At 70.4% G+C, this 20249-nt stretch carries 20 protein-coding genes and 2 tRNA genes; 11 read left to right on the plus strand and 11 right to left on the minus strand.

Annotated features, from left to right (window positions below; all coding sequences use genetic code 11):
- Positions 1-54: 54 nt before the first annotated feature.
- On the minus strand, positions 55-702 hold the full coding sequence (locus ITJ64_RS00375) for a TetR/AcrR family transcriptional regulator (RefSeq protein WP_194678814.1): 648 nt from the start codon (positions 700-702) through the stop codon (positions 55-57).
- Positions 703-801: 99 nt separating this feature from the next.
- On the opposite strand from ITJ64_RS00375, the gene ITJ64_RS00380 reads away from it, so the two are divergent.
- Positions 802-1848: an App1 family protein gene (locus ITJ64_RS00380; protein ID WP_370544974.1), complete on the plus strand. Its 1047-nt coding sequence runs from the start codon at positions 802-804 to the stop codon at positions 1846-1848.
- Positions 1849-1855: 7 nt separating this feature from the next.
- Here ITJ64_RS00380 and ITJ64_RS00385 read toward each other — a convergent pair whose 3' ends face one another.
- On the minus strand, positions 1856-3286 hold the full coding sequence (locus ITJ64_RS00385; protein ID WP_194678815.1) for a helix-turn-helix domain-containing protein: 1431 nt from the start codon (positions 3284-3286) through the stop codon (positions 1856-1858).
- Positions 3287-3398: 112 nt separating this feature from the next.
- Between ITJ64_RS00385 and ITJ64_RS00390 the strand changes: the two genes are divergently transcribed.
- From ITJ64_RS00390 to ITJ64_RS00405, 4 genes are all read left to right on the plus strand, one after another.
- A complete protein-coding gene (locus tag ITJ64_RS00390) occupies positions 3399-5234 on the plus strand; it encodes a phosphoenolpyruvate carboxykinase (GTP) (protein ID WP_194678816.1) in 1836 nt (611 codons plus the stop codon).
- Between the two features lie 92 nt (positions 5235-5326).
- Entirely contained in the window at positions 5327-7954 is a 2628-nt protein-coding gene (gene valS, locus ITJ64_RS00395; RefSeq protein WP_194678817.1) for a valine--tRNA ligase, read from the plus strand.
- A 14-nt stretch (positions 7955-7968) separates the two neighbouring features.
- Positions 7969-8436 carry a GNAT family N-acetyltransferase gene (locus ITJ64_RS00400; protein ID WP_194678818.1) on the plus strand — a complete coding sequence of 156 codons (468 nt, stop codon included), beginning with the start codon at positions 7969-7971 and terminating at the stop codon, positions 8434-8436.
- A 33-nt stretch (positions 8437-8469) separates the two neighbouring features.
- A complete protein-coding gene (locus ITJ64_RS00405; RefSeq protein WP_228507603.1) occupies positions 8470-8709 on the plus strand; it encodes a hypothetical protein in 240 nt (79 codons plus the stop codon).
- 7 nt (positions 8710-8716) lie between these two features.
- Here ITJ64_RS00405 and ITJ64_RS00410 read toward each other — a convergent pair whose 3' ends face one another.
- A complete protein-coding gene (locus ITJ64_RS00410) occupies positions 8717-9694 on the minus strand; it encodes an aldo/keto reductase (RefSeq protein WP_194678819.1) in 978 nt (325 codons plus the stop codon).
- Position 9695: 1 nt separating this feature from the next.
- Complete coding sequence (locus ITJ64_RS00415; RefSeq protein WP_194678820.1) at positions 9696-10352, minus strand: GntR family transcriptional regulator; 657 nt, start codon at positions 10350-10352, stop codon at positions 9696-9698.
- An 81-nt stretch (positions 10353-10433) separates the two neighbouring features.
- Between ITJ64_RS00415 and ITJ64_RS00420 the strand changes: the two genes are divergently transcribed.
- The gene (locus ITJ64_RS00420; RefSeq protein ID WP_194678821.1) at positions 10434-11444 is read left to right on the plus strand and encodes a 1-aminocyclopropane-1-carboxylate deaminase; all 1011 of its coding nucleotides are present in this window, start codon (positions 10434-10436) and stop codon (positions 11442-11444) included.
- A 63-nt stretch (positions 11445-11507) separates the two neighbouring features.
- Here the strand turns inward: ITJ64_RS00420 and clpX are convergent, their stop codons facing one another.
- The 6 genes from clpX to ITJ64_RS00450 form a co-directional block, all read right to left on the minus strand.
- Complete coding sequence (clpX, locus tag ITJ64_RS00425; RefSeq protein ID WP_194678822.1) at positions 11508-12785, minus strand: ATP-dependent Clp protease ATP-binding subunit ClpX; 1278 nt, start codon at positions 12783-12785, stop codon at positions 11508-11510.
- A gap of 129 nt (positions 12786-12914) precedes the next feature.
- Complete coding sequence (locus ITJ64_RS00430) at positions 12915-13502, minus strand: AAA family ATPase (protein WP_194678823.1); 588 nt, start codon at positions 13500-13502, stop codon at positions 12915-12917.
- Between the two features lie 13 nt (positions 13503-13515).
- The gene (locus tag ITJ64_RS00435) at positions 13516-14181 is read right to left on the minus strand and encodes an ATP-dependent Clp protease proteolytic subunit (RefSeq protein WP_194678824.1); all 666 of its coding nucleotides are present in this window, start codon (positions 14179-14181) and stop codon (positions 13516-13518) included.
- Positions 14182-14216: 35 nt separating this feature from the next.
- A complete protein-coding gene (locus ITJ64_RS00440) occupies positions 14217-14816 on the minus strand; it encodes an ATP-dependent Clp protease proteolytic subunit (RefSeq protein ID WP_173183815.1) in 600 nt (199 codons plus the stop codon).
- A gap of 165 nt (positions 14817-14981) precedes the next feature.
- Positions 14982-16343 carry a trigger factor gene (tig, locus tag ITJ64_RS00445; RefSeq protein WP_194678825.1) on the minus strand — a complete coding sequence of 454 codons (1362 nt, stop codon included), beginning with the start codon at positions 16341-16343 and terminating at the stop codon, positions 14982-14984.
- Between the two features lie 42 nt (positions 16344-16385).
- Positions 16386-16460, minus strand: a tRNA-Pro gene (locus ITJ64_RS00450).
- 105 nt (positions 16461-16565) lie between these two features.
- On the opposite strand from ITJ64_RS00450, the gene ITJ64_RS00455 reads away from it, so the two are divergent.
- The 3 genes from ITJ64_RS00455 to ITJ64_RS00465 all read left to right on the plus strand — a co-directional run bounded on the left by ITJ64_RS00455 (position 16566) and on the right by ITJ64_RS00465 (position 18042).
- A tRNA-Gly gene (locus ITJ64_RS00455) sits at positions 16566-16639 on the plus strand.
- Positions 16640-16729: 90 nt separating this feature from the next.
- Complete coding sequence (locus ITJ64_RS00460) at positions 16730-17140, plus strand: hypothetical protein (RefSeq protein WP_194678826.1); 411 nt, start codon at positions 16730-16732, stop codon at positions 17138-17140.
- A gap of 41 nt (positions 17141-17181) precedes the next feature.
- Complete coding sequence (locus ITJ64_RS00465) at positions 17182-18042, plus strand: LLM class F420-dependent oxidoreductase (protein ID WP_194678827.1); 861 nt, start codon at positions 17182-17184, stop codon at positions 18040-18042.
- 30 nt (positions 18043-18072) lie between these two features.
- Here the strand turns inward: ITJ64_RS00465 and ITJ64_RS00470 are convergent, their stop codons facing one another.
- On the minus strand, positions 18073-18972 hold the full coding sequence (locus ITJ64_RS00470; protein WP_194678828.1) for a hypothetical protein: 900 nt from the start codon (positions 18970-18972) through the stop codon (positions 18073-18075).
- 69 nt (positions 18973-19041) lie between these two features.
- Here ITJ64_RS00470 and ITJ64_RS00475 point away from each other — a divergent pair, with 69 nt between their 5' ends.
- Positions 19042-19401: a hypothetical protein gene (locus ITJ64_RS00475; RefSeq protein ID WP_194678829.1), complete on the plus strand. Its 360-nt coding sequence runs from the start codon at positions 19042-19044 to the stop codon at positions 19399-19401.
- A gap of 7 nt (positions 19402-19408) precedes the next feature.
- Positions 19409-20215, plus strand: a complete 807-nt coding sequence (locus ITJ64_RS00480) for a nitroreductase family protein (RefSeq protein WP_194678830.1) — start codon at positions 19409-19411, stop codon at positions 20213-20215.
- Positions 20216-20249 lie beyond the last annotated feature (34 nt).

The raw sequence follows: 20249 nt of genomic DNA on the forward strand, positions 1-20249 counted from the left end.
CAGCCAAGCATCATCCGCCCGAAACGCAAAGAGCCTTGCAAGAAGACGTCACATTCAGGCCCGTGCGCCCGCCGGGGCGAGGTAGCCCGCCACCAGGGCGCGCGTGGCCTCGATCGCGGCGGGGTCGCCCTTCGGATCGATGACGAACGCGCGGACGAGCAGCGCGTCGGCCATCGTGAGGGCGATGTCGAGCCGTTCGGCCAGGCCGTCGCCGTCGACGCCGAGCTCCGCGACGAAGATCGCGGCCAGCGGTCCGGCGATCCGCGCGGACGATGCCGTTCCGCCGTCGACCTCGGGGAGGGCGATCTGATCGCTCAGCCGGATGGAGGTGAAGCCGGGTTCGGTGCGGTGCAGCTCGACGGCGGCGTCGATGAGGCAGGTGATCGCCTCGTCGAGGGTCGTCGGCTTCGTCGCCTCGAGGTTCTCGACGCTCGCCCGGAGGAAGCGCTCGAAGCCGCGCAGGCTCATCGCCGCGAGCACCGCGATGCGGTCGGGGAAGTAGCGGTAGACGGTGCCGATCGAGGCCCCGGCGCGCTCGGCGACCATGGCGGTCGTCAGGCGTTCGATGCCGACCTCCGCCACCACCGCCGATGCCGCGTCGAGCAGCGTCGCGATGCGCTCGCTGCTTCGCGCCTGCACGGGTTCGTTGCGCACCTGGCCGCTCGTGGTGAGCGCACCGCTGATCAGGTCGTTGAATGCCACGGAGTTCCTTCCCGATGTCCCGCTCCCCAGTGTAGATCCGAGTTTCCGTCATTCGTGCGCGAGGCGCGCGTTCAGGGCAAGCCGTGACAGACTGAGGACGTGCCAGAGAAACGACTTGCGGCACCCCGACTGCACCGGGCCGCCCGCATCGACGACGCGATCCACGGCTTCCGGGTGAGATGGGCCCGCCGACGCGGGCATCTGCCGACGGTCATCCCGTACGCCGGCTACGGCTCCCCCACGCGCATCCGCGTGCTCGGCCGGGTCGTGCTCGCGAAGCAGCCGAAACCGGGCTCGCGGGCGGCGAAGAAGCTGCAGAAGCGGGAGGACCGGGTGCGCGGCTGGCGCAGCTTCACCAGCGTGCCCCTCGGCGACGTCGACGTGCTGATCGAGGTCGAGGGCATCCGCCGCACCGTGCGGGCCGACCGCGGCGGCGTGGTCGACGCGTCCGTCGACGTCGAGCTCGATCCGGGCTGGCACTCGATCGCCATGACGGCGGCGGGGTCGGAGGCCGTCGAGGCCCCCGTCTCGATCGTCGCGCCCGGCACCGACGTGGGGATCGTCTGCGACATCGACGACACCGTGATGGTGACGGCGCTGCCCCGTCCGTTCCTGGCGTTCTGGAACACCTTCGTGCTCGACGTGCACGCACGGACGCCGACCCCGGGCATGTCGGTCTTCCTCGAGCGGCTGACGGCCGAGCATCCGACCGCCCCCGTCATCTACCTCTCCACCGGGGCCTGGAACGTCGCGCCGACCCTGACCCGCTTCCTCTCGCGCAACCTCTACCCGCGCGGCCCGCTGCTGCTGACCGACTGGGGACCGACGCACGACCGCTTCTTCCGCAACGGGCGCGAGCACAAGGAGAAGAACCTGCGACGTCTGGCCGAGGAGTTCCCCGACGTGCGCTGGATCCTGATCGGCGACGACGGGCAGCACGACGAGGAGATCTACGGCGAGTTCGCCGTCGAGAAGCCCGGCAACGTGCGGGCCGTCGTCATCCGGCAGCTCTCGCCGAGTGAGGCCGTGCTCGCGGGCGGGCGCTCCAAGCCCGACCAGCAGCTCGCCGGCTCGGCGGTGCCGTGGGTGTTCGCGCCCGACGGCGCCGGCCTGCTCGAGCAGCTCGAGGCACTCGGCCGCGCCTGAGCAGCCCCTACCCGGCGTGGGCCTCGAGGAACTGGTAGACCTCGTTCTCGTCGACCCCGGGGAACTTGCCCGAGGGCAGGGGCGACAGGATGTGCGCGTGCAGCTTCGCGCTCGGCCACGCCGCATCCGACCAGCGCTCCGCCAGCTCGGACGCCGGGCGCCGGCAGCACGACTCGTCGGGACAGCGTGACTGCTGTCGCATCGCCGTGTCGCGCCCGCGGAACCACTTCGCGTCGGAGAACGGCACCCCGAAGGTGATCGAGAACTCCCCCGCGTCGGTCTTGCCCGTCTGCGTCGCGCACCAGAAGGTGCCGGCCGGGGTGTCGGTGTACTGGTAGAACTCGGTGGTGCGGTTGGTGCGGCCGAGCGCCCCGCGCGCCGCCCACTTGCGGCAGACGAGCTGCCCCTCCACGGCGCCCGTCACGTCGGCCGGCAACGGCAGACCGTCGTTCTCGTAGGACTTGTAGATCGCCCCGTCCTCCCCCACGCGCAGGAAGTGCACGCGCATGTCGAGGTGCGCCGTCGCGAGGTTCGTCATGCGCAGCGCCGCCGCCTCGTGGGTGACCCCGAACGCGTCGCGGAAGTCCTCGACCGAGAGGTCCTTCCGCTGCTTGGCGGCCCGGAGGAACGCGACCGACGCCGTCTGCGGCATCAGGCAGGCCGCCGCGAAGTAGTTGATCTCGAGCCGCTGCTGCAGGAACTCGGCGTAGCTCTGCGGCGGCGTGTGGCCGAGCAGCCGGTGCGCCATCGCCTGCAGCGCCATGGAGCGCAGCCCGTGGCCGCCCGGGATGGAGGCCGGCGGGAGGTAGATGCGGCCGTTCTCGAGATCGGTGACCGAGCGCGCCGAGTGCGGCAGGTCGTCGACGTAGATCAGGGTGAAGCCGAGGTGCTCGGCGAGCAGCGACACGCTGCGGTGCGTGAGCGCCCCCGAGCTGTGGCCCACCGTGGCGAGGGTCTCCTCGGCGAGGCGCTCGAGCTCGGGCAGGTGGTTGTCGAGGCCCCGCATGGCGAGCCGGTTCTCCGTGTTCGCGCGCCGCGCCTCCTCGGGGGTCGCGATCGACTCGGCGGCTCGGCGGCGCAGCTCCCGGTGCAGCCCGACGAGCGACTCCAGCGTCTCCTGGGGCAGGGTGCGGCTCGCCGGCACCGCGGGCAGGCCGAGCGAGGCGTAGAGCGGGCTCTGCTGGGCCTTCGCCAGCTCGATCTCGAGGGCGGTGCGGGCATCCGGAGCCTCGTCGCTCAGCAGATCGGCCAGCGGCACGCCCAGTTCGGCGGCGAGCGCCTGCAGCAGCGAGAGCTTGGGCTCGCGGTGGCCGTTCTCGATCAGCGAGAGCTGGCTGCCGACGACGCCCACGCGCTCGCCGAGCTGGTCGAGGGTGAGCCCGAGACGCTTGCGATGGTGGCGGATGCGCCTCCCAAGTGTGATGAGGTCGCCGTTCATCTTCTCTCCTCGTCAAGATCAGCCGATCTTTACAGACCGTGACCCGAAATCTACCCTCCAGCCCGCTCATAGTGGAAGAACTAGCCGCCAATTGATGAGGATGAGGCCGAGGATGAGCATTCTGGAGACGACGAGCATGGTCGACACCGAGGGTCCGTCGAAGAACCCGGCGGTCAACGAGTGGGTGCGCGACGTGGCGCTGCTCACGAAGCCCGACCGCATCGTGTGGTGCGACGGCTCGACCCGGGAGTGGGACGAGCTGACGAAGGAGATGGTGGCGCAGGGCACGCTCATCCGGCTCAACCCGGAGTGGCGGCCGAACAGCTTCCTCGCCCGCAGCGACCCGGCCGACGTGGCCCGCGTCGAGGACCGCACCTTCATCTGCTCGGAGCGCCGCGAGGACGCCGGGCCCACGAACAACTGGCGCAGCCCCTTCGCCATGCGCGAGGAGCTCACCACCCTGTTCGCCGGCAGCATGCGCGGCCGCACGATGTACGTCGTGCCGTTCTCGATGGGACCGCTCGGCGGCCCCATCTCGCAGCTCGGCGTGCAGCTGACCGACTCCCCGTACGTCGTGGCGAGCATGCAGCTGATGACCCGGATGGGCTCGGCCGCGCTCGACCTGATCGAGGCGGAGACCCCCTGGGTGCCCGCGCTGCACTCGGTCGGCGCACCGCTCGTCGACGCCGACGGCACCCGTCACGACGACGTCGCCTGGCCGCACAACCCCACCAAGTACATCTCGCACTTCCCCGAGACCCGCGAGATCTGGTCGTTCGGCTCGGGCTACGGCGGCAACGCCCTGCTCGGCAAGAAGTGCTTCGCGCTGCGCATCGCGAGCGTCATGGCCCGCGACGAGGGCTGGCTCGCCGAGCACATGCTGATCATCAAGATCACGAGCCCCGAGGGCCGCGTGCACCACGTGGCCGCCGCGTTCCCGTCGGCCTGCGGCAAGACCAACCTGGCGATGCTGAACCCGTCGATCCCCGGCTGGACGGTCGAGACCATCGGCGACGACATCGCCTGGATGCGGCCCGGCCCCGACGGGAAGCTGCGGGCGATCAACCCGGAGCGCGGCTTCTTCGGGGTCGCCCCGGGCACCGGCATCACGACGAATCCGACCGCGGTCGACACGGTCTGGGGCAACACGATCTTCACGAACGTCGCCCTGCGCGACGACGGGGACGTCTGGTGGGAGGGCCTCACCCCGAAGGCGCCGGCGCACCTGCTGGACTGGCAGGGCGAGGACTGGACGCCTTCCTCCGACGGGCCGGCCGCGCATCCGAACTCCCGCTTCACGGTCACCGCCGACCAGTGCCCCACCATCGCCGACGACTGGGACTCACCCGAGGGCGTCGTGATCGACGCGATCCTGTTCGGCGGGCGGCGGCCGAGCACGGTGCCGCTCGTCTCCGAGGCGCGCGACTGGGCGCACGGCGTGTTCATGGGGGCGACCATGGCTTCCGAGACCACGGCGGCGGCCGAGGGCGCGGTCGGGCGCCTGCGTCACGACCCCTTCGCGATGCTGCCGTTCTGCGGCTACGACGTCACCGACTACTTCGCGCACTGGCTCGAGATCGGGCAGACGCTGGGGGCGGATGCTCCCCCGGTGTTCTCCGTCAACTGGTTCCGCAAGGACGCCGACGGCCGCTTCGTCTGGCCCGGTTTCTCGGAGAACGCCCGGGTGCTCGAGTGGATCGTGCGCCGCGTCGAGGGCTCGGTCGAGACCGTCGACACCCCCATCGGGCGGCTGCCGCGGGTGCGCGACGTGAACGTCGAGGGGCTCGAGCTCGGCTACGAGGAGCTGCAGGGCATCCTCTCGGTCGACCGCTCGGCGTGGCTGCGCGAGGTCGACGAGATCGACGCGTACTTCGACGAGATCGGCGGGGAGCGCGTGCCCGTCGAGCTCCGGCGCCAACTGGCCTCCCTGCGCGCGAACCTGCGCTGAGGCGCCGGGCGGCGCCGACCGGTATCCTGGGAGGACAGTGAGGCACCTCTCCACCTGACACGGTGCCGCCCATATCGCCAGGAGGCCCATCCATGTCCGCACACGTGCCCGACAAGCCCGCACTCGAAGGCCTCGAGGCGAAATGGGACGGGGTCTGGGCCGAGCAGGGCACCTACCTGTTCGACCGCGCCGACGCCGCCCGTGACGACGTCTACTCGATCGACACCCCGCCGCCCACGGCCTCCGGCTCGCTGCACATCGGCCACGTGTTCTCGTACACCCACACCGACGTGATCGCGCGCTTCCGCCGCATGACCGGCAAGCGCGTGTTCTACCCGATCGGCTGGGACGACAACGGCCTGCCCACCGAGCGCCGGGTGCAGAACTACTACGGCGTGCGCTGCGACCCGTCACTGCCCTACGACGCCGAGTTCACCCCGCCGTTCGAGGGCGGCGACAACAAGTCGTCGAAGGCGGCCGACCAGATCCCGATCTCGCGCCGCAACTTCATCGAGCTCTGCGAGATCCTCACCGTCGAGGACGAGAAGCAGTTCGAGACGCTCTGGCGCGACCTCGGCCTCTCGGTCGACTGGACCCAGACCTACCGCACCATCTCACGCGAGTCCCAGGCCGCGTCGCAGCTGGCGTTCCTGCGCAACATCGAGCGCGGCGAGGCCTACCAGGCCATGGCGCCCACGCTGTGGGACGTCACGTTCCGCACCGCGGTGGCGCAGGCCGAGCTCGAGGACAAGGAGCAGCCGGGCGCGTACCACCGCCTCGAGTTCCACCGCCCCGACGGGGAGGGCGTGTTCATCGAGACCACCCGCCCCGAGCTGCTGCCCGCGTGCGTGGCGCTGGTCGCGCATCCGGACGACGAGCGGTACCAGGCGCTGTTCGGCACCACCGTCACCACCCCCGTGTTCGGCGTCGAGGTGCCCGTCGTGGCGCACCACCTGGCGCAGCCCGACAAGGGCTCGGGCATCGCCATGGTCTGCACCTTCGGCGACCTGAACGACGTGATCTGGTGGCGCGACCTCGATCTGCCCAACCGCGCGATCATCGGCTTCGACGGACGCATCATCAGCGAGGCGCCCGCGGCGATCACCTCCGAGGCGGGGCGCGAGGCCTACGCCCAGCTGGCCGGCAAGACCGTGTTCTCGGCCAAGCAGGCCGTGGTCGAGCTGCTCCGCGGCACCGGCGAGCTGATCGGCGAGCCCAAGCCCATCACGCACCCGGTGAAGTTCTTCGAGAAGGGCGACCGCCCGCTCGAGATCGTCTCGACCCGCCAGTGGTACGTCACGAACGGCGCCCGCGACGAGGCCCTGCGGGCGAAGCTGCTCGAGCTCGGGGCCGAGCTCGACTGGCACCCCGACTTCATGCGCGTGCGCTACGAGAACTGGGTCGGCGGCCTCACCGGCGACTGGCTGATCTCGCGCCAGCGCTTCTTCGGCGTGCCGCTGCCCGTCTGGTACCCGCTCGACGGCGACGGCAACCCCGTCTTCGACCAGCCCATCGTCGCCCCGCGCGAGCTGCTGCCGGTCGACCCGTCCTCGGATGCGGCCCCCGGCTACTCGGAGGACCAGCGCGGCGTGCCCGGCGGCTTCCAGGGCGAGGTCGACGTGATGGACACCTGGGCGACCAGCTCGCTCACCCCGCAGCTCGCGGGAGGCTGGGAGCGCGACGAGGAGCTGTGGAAGCTCGTCTTCCCCTACGACCTGCGCCCCCAGGGCCAGGACATCATCCGCACCTGGCTGTTCTCGACCATGCTGCGCGCGACCCTCGAGGAGGGCGTGAAGCCCTGGCAGAACGCCGCCCTCTCGGGCTTCATCGTCGACCCCGACCGCAAGAAGATGTCGAAGTCGAAGGGCAACGTCGTCACCCCGGCCGACATCCTGAAGACCCACGGGTCGGATGCGGTGCGGTACTGGGCCGCCTCCTCGCGCCTCGGCACCGACGCGGCCTTCGACGAGAAGAACCCGACGCAGATCAAGATCGGCCGTCGCCTCGCGATCAAGATCCTGAACGCGGCGAAGTTCGTCTACGGCTTCACCCTGCCGGCCGGGCACACCGAGATCAGCGAGCCGCTCGACCTGAGCATGCTGGCCGGACTCGACGAGGTCGTGCGCACCGCCACGGCCGCGCTCGAGCGCTACGACCACGCGCGCGCGCTCGAGATCACCGAGACGTTCTTCTGGACCTTCTGCGACGACTACCTCGAGCTCGTCAAGGAGCGTGCCTACCGCGACGAGTCGGAGGCGGCCGGCAAGGCCTCGGCCGTGCTCGCCCTGCAGACCGCGATCGACGTGCTGCTGCGCCTGTTCGCGCCCTACCTGCCCTTCGCGACCGAGGAGGTCTGGTCCTGGACGCACGAGGGCTCGGTGCACACCAGCGGCTGGCCGACGGCCGTGCTCGAGTCGCTGCCCGAGGGCGTGACGGTGACCGCCGATTCCGTCGCCGACGACGCCGGCCTGCTGGCCCTCGCCTCGCGGGCGATCGTCTCGGTGCGCCGGGCCAAGACCGACGCCAAGGCCTCGCAGAAGACCCCGGTCGCCTCGGCGACCATCTCGGGCACCGACGAGGAGATCGCGCTGCTGAAGCGCGCCGAGGGCGACCTCAAGGCGCTCGGCCGGATTGCGGTTCTCGGCTACGCCTCGGCTGAGGAACTCTCGGTCGGCGATATAGTTCTAGCGCCCGAGCAGAACGCCGAGGCCCCCGCATGAGCCAGGAGGCGACGATGCCGAACGAGACCACCACGACCGCGGTGCGCGTGCGCCCCGTCGCCGGCAACGAGTTCTTCGCCTGGCACGCGGTCTACACGGGCTACGGCGAGTTCTACGAGAAGCCGCTGCACGACGAGAAGGCCGTGCTGGTCTGGAGCTGGATCATCGATCCCGCCCACGAGCTCGAGTGCCTCGTGGCGGTCGACGGCGACGACCAGGTGGTGGGCCTCGCCCACTACCGTCCGTTCTCGCGCCCGCTCGACGGCAGCCGGGGGCTCTACCTCGACGACCTGTTCGTGCTCCCCGAGAAGCGCAAGCAGGGCATCGCGACCGCGCTGATCGAGGGCGTGGCCGACATCGGCCGCCGCCGCGGCGCGAGCGTCGTGCGCTGGATCACGTCGAAGGACAACGAGGCCGCCCGCGCCCTCTACGACACCGTCGCCGAGAAGACCCGCTGGGTCACCTACGACAAGGCGCTCTGAGCCCTTCAGAGAAGCCGCAGTGAGAGGAACAGCATGATGCAGCTCGGAACCCGCTGGCTCGTCGGCGACGAACCCCCCTCCCGCCTCCCCCAGGCCGTGATCGACGCGGTCTACGAGGTCGAGGGCGAGCTCGCCGAGCAGGGCGTCGACGCCAAGGACTGGAGCTGGACGCTGACCTGGCTCGAGGGCCGTCCGGTGGTCTCGCTCGACGACGACACCACGATCGAGTTCGACCCCGAGACCGACACGGCGCTGGTCACCGCGCCGGAGTAGACGCGTCTCAGAACCCCTCGGGCCGCCGCGGCGTGTAGGGCTGCTCCAGCGCGTCGAGCTCCTCGCGGGTGAGGGTGAGGTCGAGCGAGGCGACCGCGTCGTCCAGGTGGTGCGCCTTCGTGGCGCCGACGATGGGCGCGGTCACCGCGGGCTGCTGCCGCACCCAGGCGAGGGCGACCTGGGCCCGGGTGACGTCGTGCTCGTCGGCGATGCGGCCCACGGCATCCGTGATCGCCCGGTCGGCCTGCTCGGCCTGGCCGTACATCGCCTTGGTCACCTCGTCGCTCGCGGTGCGGGCGGTCTCCTCGCCCCAGGGGCGGGTCAGCCGGCCGCGGGCGAGCGGGCTCCAGGGCAGCACCCCGACGCCCTGGTCGAGGGCGAGCGGATGCATCTCCCGCTCCTCCTCGCGCTGCAGCAGGTTGTACTGGTCCTGCATCGAGACGAACGGGGTGAAGCCGTGGCGCTCGGCGACGTGCTGCGCCTTCGCGAACTGCCAGGCCCACATCGAGCTCGCGCCGAGATAGCGGGCCTTGCCGGCCTTCACCACGTCGTGCAGCGCCTCCATCGTCTCCTCGATCGGCGTCTCGTCGTCCCAGCGGTGGATCTGGTAGAGGTCGACGTAGTCGGTGCCGAGGCGGCGGAGGCTCGCGTCGATCGAGGCCAGGATGTGCACCCGCGAGAGCCCGCGCTCGTTGGCACCCGGGCCCGAGGGGAAGTAGACCTTCGTCGCGATCTCGATCTCCTCGCGGCGGGCGAGGGTGCCGAGCATCCGGCCCGCGATCTCCTCGCTGGTGCCGTCGGAGTACATGTCGGCCGTGTCGAAGGTGGTGATGCCGGCCTCGACGGCCTGCACGTAGAACGGGCGCGCCTCCTCCTCCGGCAGGGTCCACGCGTGGGTGCCGCGGTCGGGCGTGCCGTAGCTCATGCAGCCCAGCACGATGGGGGAGATCTTCAGGCCCGAGCGGCCGAGTCGTACGTGCTCCATGTCAGTCAGACGCCTTTCCGAGGGTGAGGGCGAGCCAGTTCTCGCGGGTGAGCCGGGCGGCGAGCTCGGCGTCGCCGGCGGTCGCGGCGGCCAGGATGCGCTCGTGCTGCTCGACCGATCCGCGGCCGTCGAGCGAGGAGAAGCGGAGGCGCTCCACGCGGCGCAGCACGGCGGTGGCCCCGTCGAGCACCTCCACGATCATCCGGTTGCCGCTCGCCTCGACGAAGACCGCATGGAAGCGGTCGTCGGCCTCGAGGGCGCGGTCGACGTCGTCGTCGTCGAGGGCGGCGGCGAAGTCGTCCGCGGCGGTGCGCAGACGCTCGAGGTCGTCGGCCGCCAGCCGGGGCACGGAGAGTCGGGCCGCCAGTTCGTGCAGCGACGCGGCGACCTGCTGCGCATCCGTCACCTCGGGCCCGTCGACCGGGGCCACCATGGTCGCCCGGCCGGGCCGGGTGATCACGAGGCCGGCGCGCTCGAGCCGCAGCATCGCCTCGCGGATCGGGGTGCGGCTCACCCCGAGCCAGAGCTCGAGCTCGGGGTCACGGAGGCGCTCACCCGGTTCGAGGGTGCCGTCGACGATCGCGGCGCGGAGCGTCAGGTAGACGTCGTCGCGCAGCAGCGTGCGGGCACGCACGGCCGTCGAGGAGGGAACGGGCATGCTTCATCGTACTGACGGACGGTGCGATATATTGCATGGAAGCATTCGTCCGTCTCGATCGTCCCGACCGTCTGGAGCCCCATGGCACTCGCCGACTTCCCGCGCTACCCGCTGACCTTCGGGCCGAGCCCCGTGCACCACCTGCCCCGGCTCTCCCAGCACCTCGGGGGCGCCCAGGTCTGGGCCAAGCGCGAGGACGTGTCGAGCGGTCTGGCCTTCGGGGGCAACAAGATCCGCAAGCTCGAGTACCTGGTTCCGGATGCTCTGGCGAGCGGTGCCGACACGCTGGTGTCGATCGGGGGCTACCAGTCCAATCACACCCGGCAGGTCGCCGCCGTGGCCGCGAAGCTGGGGCTGAAGGCCCGGCTGGTGCAGGAGAACTGGGTCGACTGGCCCGACCCGCTGAGCGACCGGGTGGGCAACATCCAGCTCTCGCGGATCATGGGCGCGAAGGTCACGCTCGACTCCGCCGGGTTCGACATCGGCATCCGGTCGAGCTGGCAGCAGGCGATCGACGAGGTGATCGCCGACGGCGGCACGCCGTACCCGATCCCGGCCGGTGCGTCCGAGCACCACCTCGGCGGGCTCGGCTTCGCCAACTGGGCCTACGAGGTCGAGCAGCAGGAGCGCGAGCTCGGGGTGTTCTTCGACACGATCGTGGTCTGCACGGTGACGGGGTCGACGCACGCCGGCATGATCGCGGGCTTCGCCGGGCAAGATCGGCCCCGCCGTGTGATCGGCATCGACGCCTCGGCGACCCTGGAGAAGACGCGGGACCAGGTGGCGCGGATCGCGCGGCACACCGCGTCGCTGATCGAGCTCGGGCGGGAGCTGCGCGACGACGAGATCGAGGTGCTCGAGGGGTGGGCGGGCGACCTCTACGGCATCCCGGTCGACTCGACGCTCGAGGCCATCCGGCTGGGCGCCGAGCTGGAGGCGATGATCACCGACCCCGTATACGAGGGCAAGTCGCTGGCCGGCCTGATCGACCTGGTGCAGTCGAAGGAGATCCCCGCCACGAGCACGGTGCTCTACGCGCACCTCGGCGGGCAGCTCGCGCTGAACGCGTACAGCGGGCTGTTCCGGTCGTAGGCGGGAACGACGAAGGGCCGCTCCCACCGGAGCGGCCCTTCGTTCTGCGTCGTGGTCGCGCGGCTACGCCGACTTCTCCTCGCGCCGCGGCTTGCGGGGCACGATGGTGGGGGCCGCGTTCTCGAGCACCGTCTCCTTGGTGACGATGACGCGGGCGACCTCGTCGGTGGAGGGCACCTCGAACATGATCGGCCCGAGCACCTCCTCGAGGATGGCGCGGAGCCCGCGGGCACCGGTCTGCCGCAGCACGGCGAGGTCGGCGATGGACTCGAGCGCGTCGTGCTCGAACTCGAGGTCGACGCCGTCGAGCTCGAACATGCGCTGATACTGCCGGACGAGCGCGTTGCGCGGCTCGGTGAGGATCTGCATCAGCGCGGCCTGGTCGAGCGGCGTCACCGTGGTGACGACGGGCAGCCGGCCGATGAACTCGGGGATCAGCCCGAACTTGTGCAGGTCTTCGGGCAGCACCTCGCCGAACAGGTTGGCGTCGGCCTTCTTGCTGTAGAGCGGTGAGTTGAACCCGATGCCGCGCTTGCCGGCCCGCTGGGAGATGATCTCCTCGAGCCCGGCGAAGGCGCCCGCCACGATGAACAGCACGTTCGTCGTGTCGATCTGGATGAACTCCTGGTGCGGGTGCTTGCGGCCGCCCTGCGGCGGAACGCTGGCGACCGTGCCCTCGAGGATCTTCAGCAGCGCCTGCTGCACGCCCTCACCCGACACGTCGCGCGTGATCGAGGGGTTCTCGGCCTTGCGGGCGATCTTGTCGACCTCGTCGATGTAGATGATGCCCGTCTCGGCCCGCTTGACGTCGTAGTCGGCGGCCTGGATGAGCTTCAGCAGGATGTTCTCGACGTCTTCACCGACGTAGCCGGCCTCGGTGAGGGCGGTGGCGTCGGCGACGGCGAACGGCACGTTGAGGCGCTTGGCGAGCGTCTGCGCCAGATAGGTCTTGCCGCAGCCGGTGGGGCCGATCAGCAGGATGTTGCTCTTGGCGATCTCGACCTCGCTGGCCTGGGCCTCGGCCGAGACGATCGTGGTGCGCGCCTTGGTGCGCTTGTAGTGGTTGTAGACGGCCACCGACAGCGCGCGCTTGGCGGCGTCTTGACCGATGACGTACTCCTCGAGGAAGGAGTAGATCTCCTTCGGCTTCGGCAGCTCGAACTCTCCGGCCGCCTCTTCGCTGGCCTCGGAGAGCCGCTCCTCGATGATCTCGTTGCAGAGCTCCACGCATTCGTCGCAGATGTAGACGCCGGGACCGGCGATGAGCTGCTGGACCTGCTTCTGGCTCTTTCCGCAGAACGAGCACTTCAGCAGGTCGGCGCTCTCCCCTATGCGTGCCATGCCCACTCTCCTCAAGCTGTATTCCGTCGAGCCTAACCCGAACCCCCGACAAGCACCGACACCGACCCGCATTCGTGACCTACCCGTGCCGCCGCCCGCCCGTGCCGCCCGCCCGGGCTGGCCCGCCGCTCAGTCGAGCAGGTGCCGCAGGTACCGGCCCGGCGCCTGCAGGTAGTTCCGCCAGTGCGCGACGAGCTCGAGCTCCTCCCACGCGGCCTCGCGGATGCCCCACTCCCCGAACTCGAGCACCCTCGCCCCCGGAAGCGACGCCAGCACCGGCGAGTGCGTGGCGCACACGATCTGCGCCCCGGCCTTCGCCAGCTCGTCCAGTCGCCCGAGGTAGCGCAGCGTCGACTGGAACGACAGCGCCGCCTCCGGCTCGTCGAGGCAGAAGAAGCCCGGGCTGTCGATCTTGCGGTCGAGCAGCGCCAGGAACGACTCGCCGTGGCTCATCTCGTGCAGGTCGCCGTCGGGCGACCCGGGCATCCCGCCCAGATAGCTGAAGTAGCCGAGCACCGTGGACTTGCCGGTGCCGTTCTCGCCGACGAGGAAGGTCACGCCGGGGCCGAGCTCGAGGCCGTCGCGGAGGGCGGCGACGGCCGGCACCGTGAGGGGCCACGAGACGGCGACAGCCGGGGCATCCGCCGAGAGCGATGCTCTGCGGATGACCCGGCTGTCGGTGAGCCCTCCCCCGAGGGGGCGGGCCGGTGGCGTCATGCCGTGACTGAGGTCAGCTGACCAGGGCCGGCACGGCCTTGCGGGAGCTCAGCACCTGGTCGATCAGACCGTACTCGAGCGCTTCGTCGGCCGAGAGGATCTTGTCGCGGTCGATGTCCTTCGAGACCTGCTCGTGCGAGCGGTTCGAGTGGTGCGACAGCGTGCTCTCGAGCCAGGTGCGCATGCGCATGATCTCGCGGGCCTGGATCTCGATGTCGGAGGCCTGGCCGCCGCCCTGCCCGGTGGCGGGCTGGTGGATCAGGATGCGCGCGTTCGGCAGCGCGAGGCGCTTGCCGGGCGTGCCCGCCGCGAGCAGCACGGCAGCAGCCGACGCCGCCTGACCGAGGCACACGGTCTGGATCTGCGGGCGCACGTACTGCATCGTGTCGTAGATCGCCGTCATCGCGGTGAACGAGCCACCGGGAGAGTTGATGTACATCTCGATGTCGCGGTCAGGGTCCTGCGACTCGAGCACGAGCAGCTGGGCCATGACGTCGTCGGCCGAGGCGTCGTCGATCTGCACGCCGAGGAAGATGATGCGGTCCTCGAAGAGCTTCGCGTACGGGTCCTGGCGCTTGAAGCCGTAGGCCGTGCGCTCCTCGAAGCTCGGGAGGATGTAGCGGTCGCTCGGCATGGTGCCGTTGCGGTAGGCGCTCGCACCGAAAGTGGGGGTTTCCATGTTCTCTTTACCTGTTCTCTGGGATGCGATTGCGACTACAGGGTGGAGGGGGCGTCGATGGTGCCGCCGCCGCCCGCGACGTCGGTGGCGTACTCGCGCACGTGGTCGACGAAGCCGTACTCGAGGGCCTCCTGCGCGCTGAACCAGCGGTCGCGGTCGCCGTCCTCGTTGACCTGCTCGACGGACTTGCCCGTCTGCGCGGCGGTGATCTCGGCGAGACGCTGCTTCATGCTCAGGATGAGCTGCGCCTGCGTCTGGATGTCGGAGGCCGTTCCACCGAAGCCACCGTGCGGCTGGTGCAGCAGCACCCGCGCGTTGGGCGTGATGTAGCGCTTGCCCTTGGTGCCCGAGGTGAGCAGGAACTGGCCCATCGAGGCCGCCATTCCGATGCCCACCGTGACGATGTCGTTCGGCACGAACTTCATCGTGTCGTAGATCGCCATGCCGGCCGTGATGGAGCCACCGGGTGAGTTGATGTAGAGGAAGATGTCGCGCTTGGGGTCTTCAGCCGCGAGCAGCAGGATCTTGGCGCAGATCTCGTTCGCGTTGTCATCGCGAACCTCGGACCCGAGCCAGATGATGCGGTCCTTCAGCAGTCGGTCGAAGACAGTTGAGGGGAAAGCCTGATCGGCCATGTGTGTCGCTCCAATTCACTTGCAGTGGTTTGAATCTACTGGAGCCGGTGCACTCCGGCTCCCGTGTTCGCCGTCGGCAGAGCCGAGCCGGGGCTCCGGATGCTCCGCGAACGACGAAGGGCCCGCATCCGGTGCTCGGATGCGGGCCCTGTCGTCAGGGTGCGACTAGTGCGAGTGGCCCTCGTGGTCGTGGCCCTCGTGCTCGTCGGCGGACTCGATGCCGACCAGGTTCTCGGCGTCGGCGTCGTCGTCGGCCAGCACGGTGAACTCGGAGATGTCGACGGCCTTGCCGTTCGTGTCGACGACCTTCGCCTTCGACAGCACGATCGCGAGCGCCTTGTTGCGGGCGACCTCGGCCACCATCGCGGGGATCTGGTTCGACTCGGACAGGATCTTGACGAACTCGTTCGGTTCCATGCCGTACTGCGCGGCCGACTGGATGAGGTACTGGGTCAGCTCGTCCTGCGAGACTTTGACCTCTTCGCGGTCGACGACCGCGTCGAGCAGGATCTGCGTCTTGAAGGTGCTCTCGCTCGAGGCCGTGACCTCGGCGCGGTGCTCCTCGTCCTCCAGGCGGTTCTCGCTCTCGAGGTGACGGTGCACCTCGTCCTCGATCAGCGCCGGGGGAACCGGGATCTCGACCTTCTCGAGCAGGCTCTCGACGATCTTGGTGCGGGCCTCGGAGGCCTGACCGAACGCCTTCTGCTTCTCGACCTGCTCCTTGAGCGAGTTCTTCAGCTCGTCGAGGGTGTCGAACTCGCTGGCGATCTGCGCGAAGTCGTCGTCGGCCTCGGGCAGCTCGCGCTCCTTGACGGAGTTGAGCGTGACCGTGACGAGGGCGTCGCGGCCGGCGTGCTCGCCGCCGAGCAGCGGGGCCTCGAAGGTGGTGGTCTCACCGGCGGTGAGTGTGTCGAGCGCCTCGTCGATGCCCTCGAGCAGCTCGCCCGAACCGATCTCGTAGGAGATGCCCGAGGCGGTGTCGACCTCGACGTCGTCGACCATGGCGACGAGGTCGAGCTGGGCGAAGTCGCCCGTCTTGGCGGGGCGGTCGACGGTGACCAGGGTGCCGAAGCGGCTGCGCAGGCGCTCGAGCTCCTCGTCGACGTCGCTGTCTTCGACGACGGCGGGCTCGACGGTGACCTCGAAGCCCTCGTAGTCGGGCAGCTCGATCTCGGGGCGCACGTCGACCTCGATGGCGAGCTCGAGGTCACCCGAGAAGTCCTCGGCCTTGGGCCACTCGACGATGTCGGCCTGCGGGCGGCCGAGCGGGCGCAGCTCGTTCTCGGTGACGGCGTCGCGGTAGAAGCGGTCGAGGCCCTCGTTGACGGCGTGCTCGAGCACCGCGGCCTTGCCGACGCGCTGGTTGATGATGGGCGGCGGCACCTTGCCCTTGCGGAAGCCGGGGATGTTGACCTGCTCGGCGATGTGGCTGTAGGCGTGATCGATGCTGGGCTTCAGCTCGTCGGGGGTGACGAAGATGGCGATCTTCACACGCGTGGGGCTGAGCTTTTCGACCGTGGTCTTCACGTTGAGTGTCTCCTGTGGTTGATTCGAGGTTCGTACGTCGTGTCGGGGCGACAGGATTCGAACCTGCGACCTCCCGCTCCCAAAGCGGGCGCTCTAGCCAAGCTGAGCTACGCCCCGGCGGCGAAATGGCCTCGGCAAGTCTAGTGCACCCCCCGGTGCCGGTCACACAGCCCGTTCGAAGCTGTACTACGATGTGTCGGGTGCCGGGCGTGAGCCCTGCTCGGGGATGTAGCTCAATGGTAGAGCCTCAGTCTTCCAAACTGATTACGCGGGTTCGATTCCCGTCATCCCCTCCACGCGGTGGCGCTTGCCCATCCCCCTTACTTCTACTACCGTCGTGCAGAATGCCGCACGATCCGACCCGGGCGGCCGAGGAAGGCCATGCCATGACCGCGACTGACGAGCCGCGCATCCACTCCAGCTCCGCGGACTCCCGCCGCGCCCGACGCCGTGTCGAGGAGGTGAGCTTCGACGAGCTGATCGCCGACGACCTGAGGGCCCGCGAGGCGCTGTCCGCCGAATCCCCCGCCGAGGCGGCACCCAAGGCCGCGCGCACCCACGCGAACGCGGCGCCGGCGCCTTCGCCGGTGCAGGCTCCCGCTCCGGCGAAGCCCACGGCGAAGGCGAAGGCCGAGCGTGCCGAGGCCCACCACCCCAAGGGCCGCTTCTACCGCCCCGAGCTCTACAGCACGACCCAGCGCATCACCGGCAGCGTCGTGGTGAAGGTCACCGTCGTCGTGCTGCTGCTGGCCGGCACCGCCGCCCTGGTCTACCTGGCGCTCGACCGCTTCAGCTGATCCGTGCCCGCCCGTCACCAGGCGGGCGTAGTCTCCCAGCCATGGAGATCGGACTGCACCTCGCGAATCTGACGTTCGAGGGCGGCACCCCCGCGCTCGCCCCCACCCTGGCGCGCGTCGCCCGGGAGGCCGAGGCCGCCGGGGTGGCCCGCCTCACGGTGATGGACCACCTCTGGCAGATCCGCGGCGTCGGCCCCGCCGAGAACGCGATGCTCGAGGCGTACACGACGCTGGGGTTTTTGGCCGCTCACACCGAGCGGATGCTCCTGCACTGCCTCGTGACCGGCGTGACCTATCGCGCGCCCGGCCTCCTCGCCAAGCAGATCGCGACCCTCGACGTGCTGAGCGGCGGTCGTGCCGGGCTCGGCATCGGCGCCGCCTGGAACGAGGAGGAGGCCACGGGCCTCGGCCTCGAGTTCCCCCCGATGAAGGAGCGCTTCGAGCGGCTGGAGGAGGCGATCCGCATCTGCCTGCAGATGTGGAGCGACGACGACGGGCCCTTCGAGGGCGCGCACTACCGGCTCGGCCGCACGCTGAGCGAGCCCGCCCCGCTCAGCCGGCCGCATCCGTACCTGATGATCGGCGGCTCGGGCGAGCGCAAGACGCTGCGCCTCGTGGCGCAGTACGCCGACGCCTGCAACATCTTCGGCGGCCCCGACGCGGGCCGGAAGCTCGAGGTGCTCCGCGGCCACTGCGACGACGTCGGCCGCGACTACGACGAGATCGAGAAGACGACGATCGGCGGTCTCGCCGCCGGCACATCGGCCGACGAGCTGCTCGCGAGTCTCAGCGGCGCGAGGGAGCAGGGCTTCACGGTGATGTACCTGATGCCGGAGGGGCCGCGGCCGCTCGAGGCCGTCGAGCTGCTGGCGTCGCTCCGCGAGGAGATCGCCGCGATCTGAGTCGGCGGCCGCGCGCCGGGGCGCGAGGGATCAGCGGGAGAAGCGCGCCGGCAGGTACGCCGCCGCGGGGGTGACCACGTAGACGACGTCGTCGGCATCCGCCACCGAGTAGGCCTCGACGTAGCTGGCGGTCGCGCCCGGCGCGACGGTCGCCGCCGGCGGCAGCCCCGTCATGCCGTTCGACGGGTCGACGATCGGGTTGCCGCTCGCACCGGCCGACACCACCGAGGTGACGGTGCCCGGCACGAAGTCGCTCGCGCTGCCGTTGTAGACCGTGACGGTCACCGCGATGTTCGCGGGCTGGCCGGCGCCCGAGGCCTGGGGCGAGGGGCTGAACGACTCGGGCGACGAGACCGAGATCTGCAGTCCGTCGTCGTAGGTCACGGTCTGGTCGTAGAGCGCCGGCACGACCTCGGTTCCGGATGCGGCCGGGCCGCCGCCGTCGGCCGCCTGGCCGCCGAAGAACGTTCCCGAGGTGGCCGCGCCGATCATCCCGACGGCGAACACGACGCCGAGCACGACGACCACCACGAAGGCGATGCCCGCGAGAAGGAGACCCGGCACGAGCAACGGGTTGCGCGGCGAGCGCGCCTGGCCGTGCGCGGTGCCGGCCGGTCGCGCCGGAGCCGGCGCCGGGCGCCGCACGGGCGCCGCGGGACGGGGCGACGTCGTGGGGGCCGTGCCGGGCAGCGGGTTGCCCGGCCGCTTGAGCTCCCACCGGTTGGGCTCGACCGGAGGCGCTGCGGGAGCCGCCGCGGGACCGGCCGCCTGAGCCGGAGCCGGCACCGGAACGGGCGCAGCCGCCTTCACGGGCGCGGCCACGGGCGCAGGCACGGGCACGGGCGCAGGCGGCGTCGCGCCGTCGTCGTCGCGCCCGCCGAACGACGGCGGGAGGGGCGGCAGAGGCGGCAGCGGCGGGGTCGACGTCATCCCTCTCAGTCTGGCATCCGCAGCGCCCGGGGCCCTGCCGTTCGCGGGCGGGCCGCGTAGTCTGACGACATGTCACCCCAGCCGCTCTTCGTCGCGGCGATGACGAGCTACGCGGTCAACTGCGCACTCGGCGCGTCGGTCGCCGCCGGTGTCGTCGACACCCGCCGCGTCCGCTGGGTGCACCACGCGCTGTACATCGCGACCTGCACCCTCGCCGGCGCCGCGGCCGCCTCCGCGGTGCTGCCCGCGCTCCGCCCCGCCGGCCCCGCCGCCGCGGCCGCGGCCCGCCGCGCGGCCCTCGCCCTGGCCCCCGCGGCCGTGCCCCTCGTCGTCATCCCCCGCGTGAGCGCGCGCACCGCGCGCCATCCGCTCGTCGCCCTCACCGCCGCCCCGTTCCTCGTGGCCGGCCTGATGCTGTCCAGGAGGTAGCAGTCCCGTGGAGTTCCTCGACGTCGTGCGCCGTCGCAAGACGACCAACGGCCCGTTCCGGCCCGACCCGGTGAGCCGGGAGCACCAGCGGCTCCTGATGGAGGTCGCGGGCCGCGCCCCGTCCCAGCTGAACAGCCAGCCCTGGCGCTTCGTCATCGTCGAGGAGCGCGACACGATCGAGAAGATCGCCCGCATCAGCGGTGACAGCATGACCGAGGCGATGTCGAACGGCACCTTCTTCGAGCGCTACAAGCCCTACTTCCGGTTCAGCGCCGAGGAGATGGCCGAGAAGCGCAGCGGCATGCTCTTCGACAAGCTGCCGGCCGTGCTGCGCCCCTTCACCAAGCAGGTCTTCACCCCTCGCGGCCAGAAGCTGATGAACGGCCTGCGCGTGCCGCAGACCCTCGGCGAGGAGAACCGCAAGCTCGTCGCAGGATCGCCCCTGCTGCTCGGTGTGATGCTCGACCGCTCCGAGTACCGGCCGGGCGAGCTGAGCTCGTTCTACTCGGTCTTCAGCATGGGCGCGGCCATGGAGAACGTCTGGCTGAGCACGGTGGAGCTCGGCATGGGCATCCAGTTCGTGTCGTTCCCGATGGAGGTGCCCGGCAAGTGGGCCGAGATCGAGTCGCTGCTCGAGGTGCCCGACGAGCTCGAGCTGATGGCGGTCTACCGGCTGGGCTACCTGCCCGCCGATCAGGTGCGCCCGGCCATCGACTGGTCCAGCCACGAGCGCAAGAAGCCGTCGCAGTACGTCTTTCGCGGCACCTGCGCCTCCCCCGAAACGGGGTGGGACGAGACTCCCCCCGTGCCCTAGGGTCGGTGCTGGGGGCAGTGCGACGGATGCTCGT

This window comes from Herbiconiux sp. VKM Ac-1786, from assembly GCF_015350805.1.
In the GTDB taxonomy this organism is placed as follows: Bacteria; Actinomycetota; Actinomycetes; order Actinomycetales; family Microbacteriaceae; genus Herbiconiux.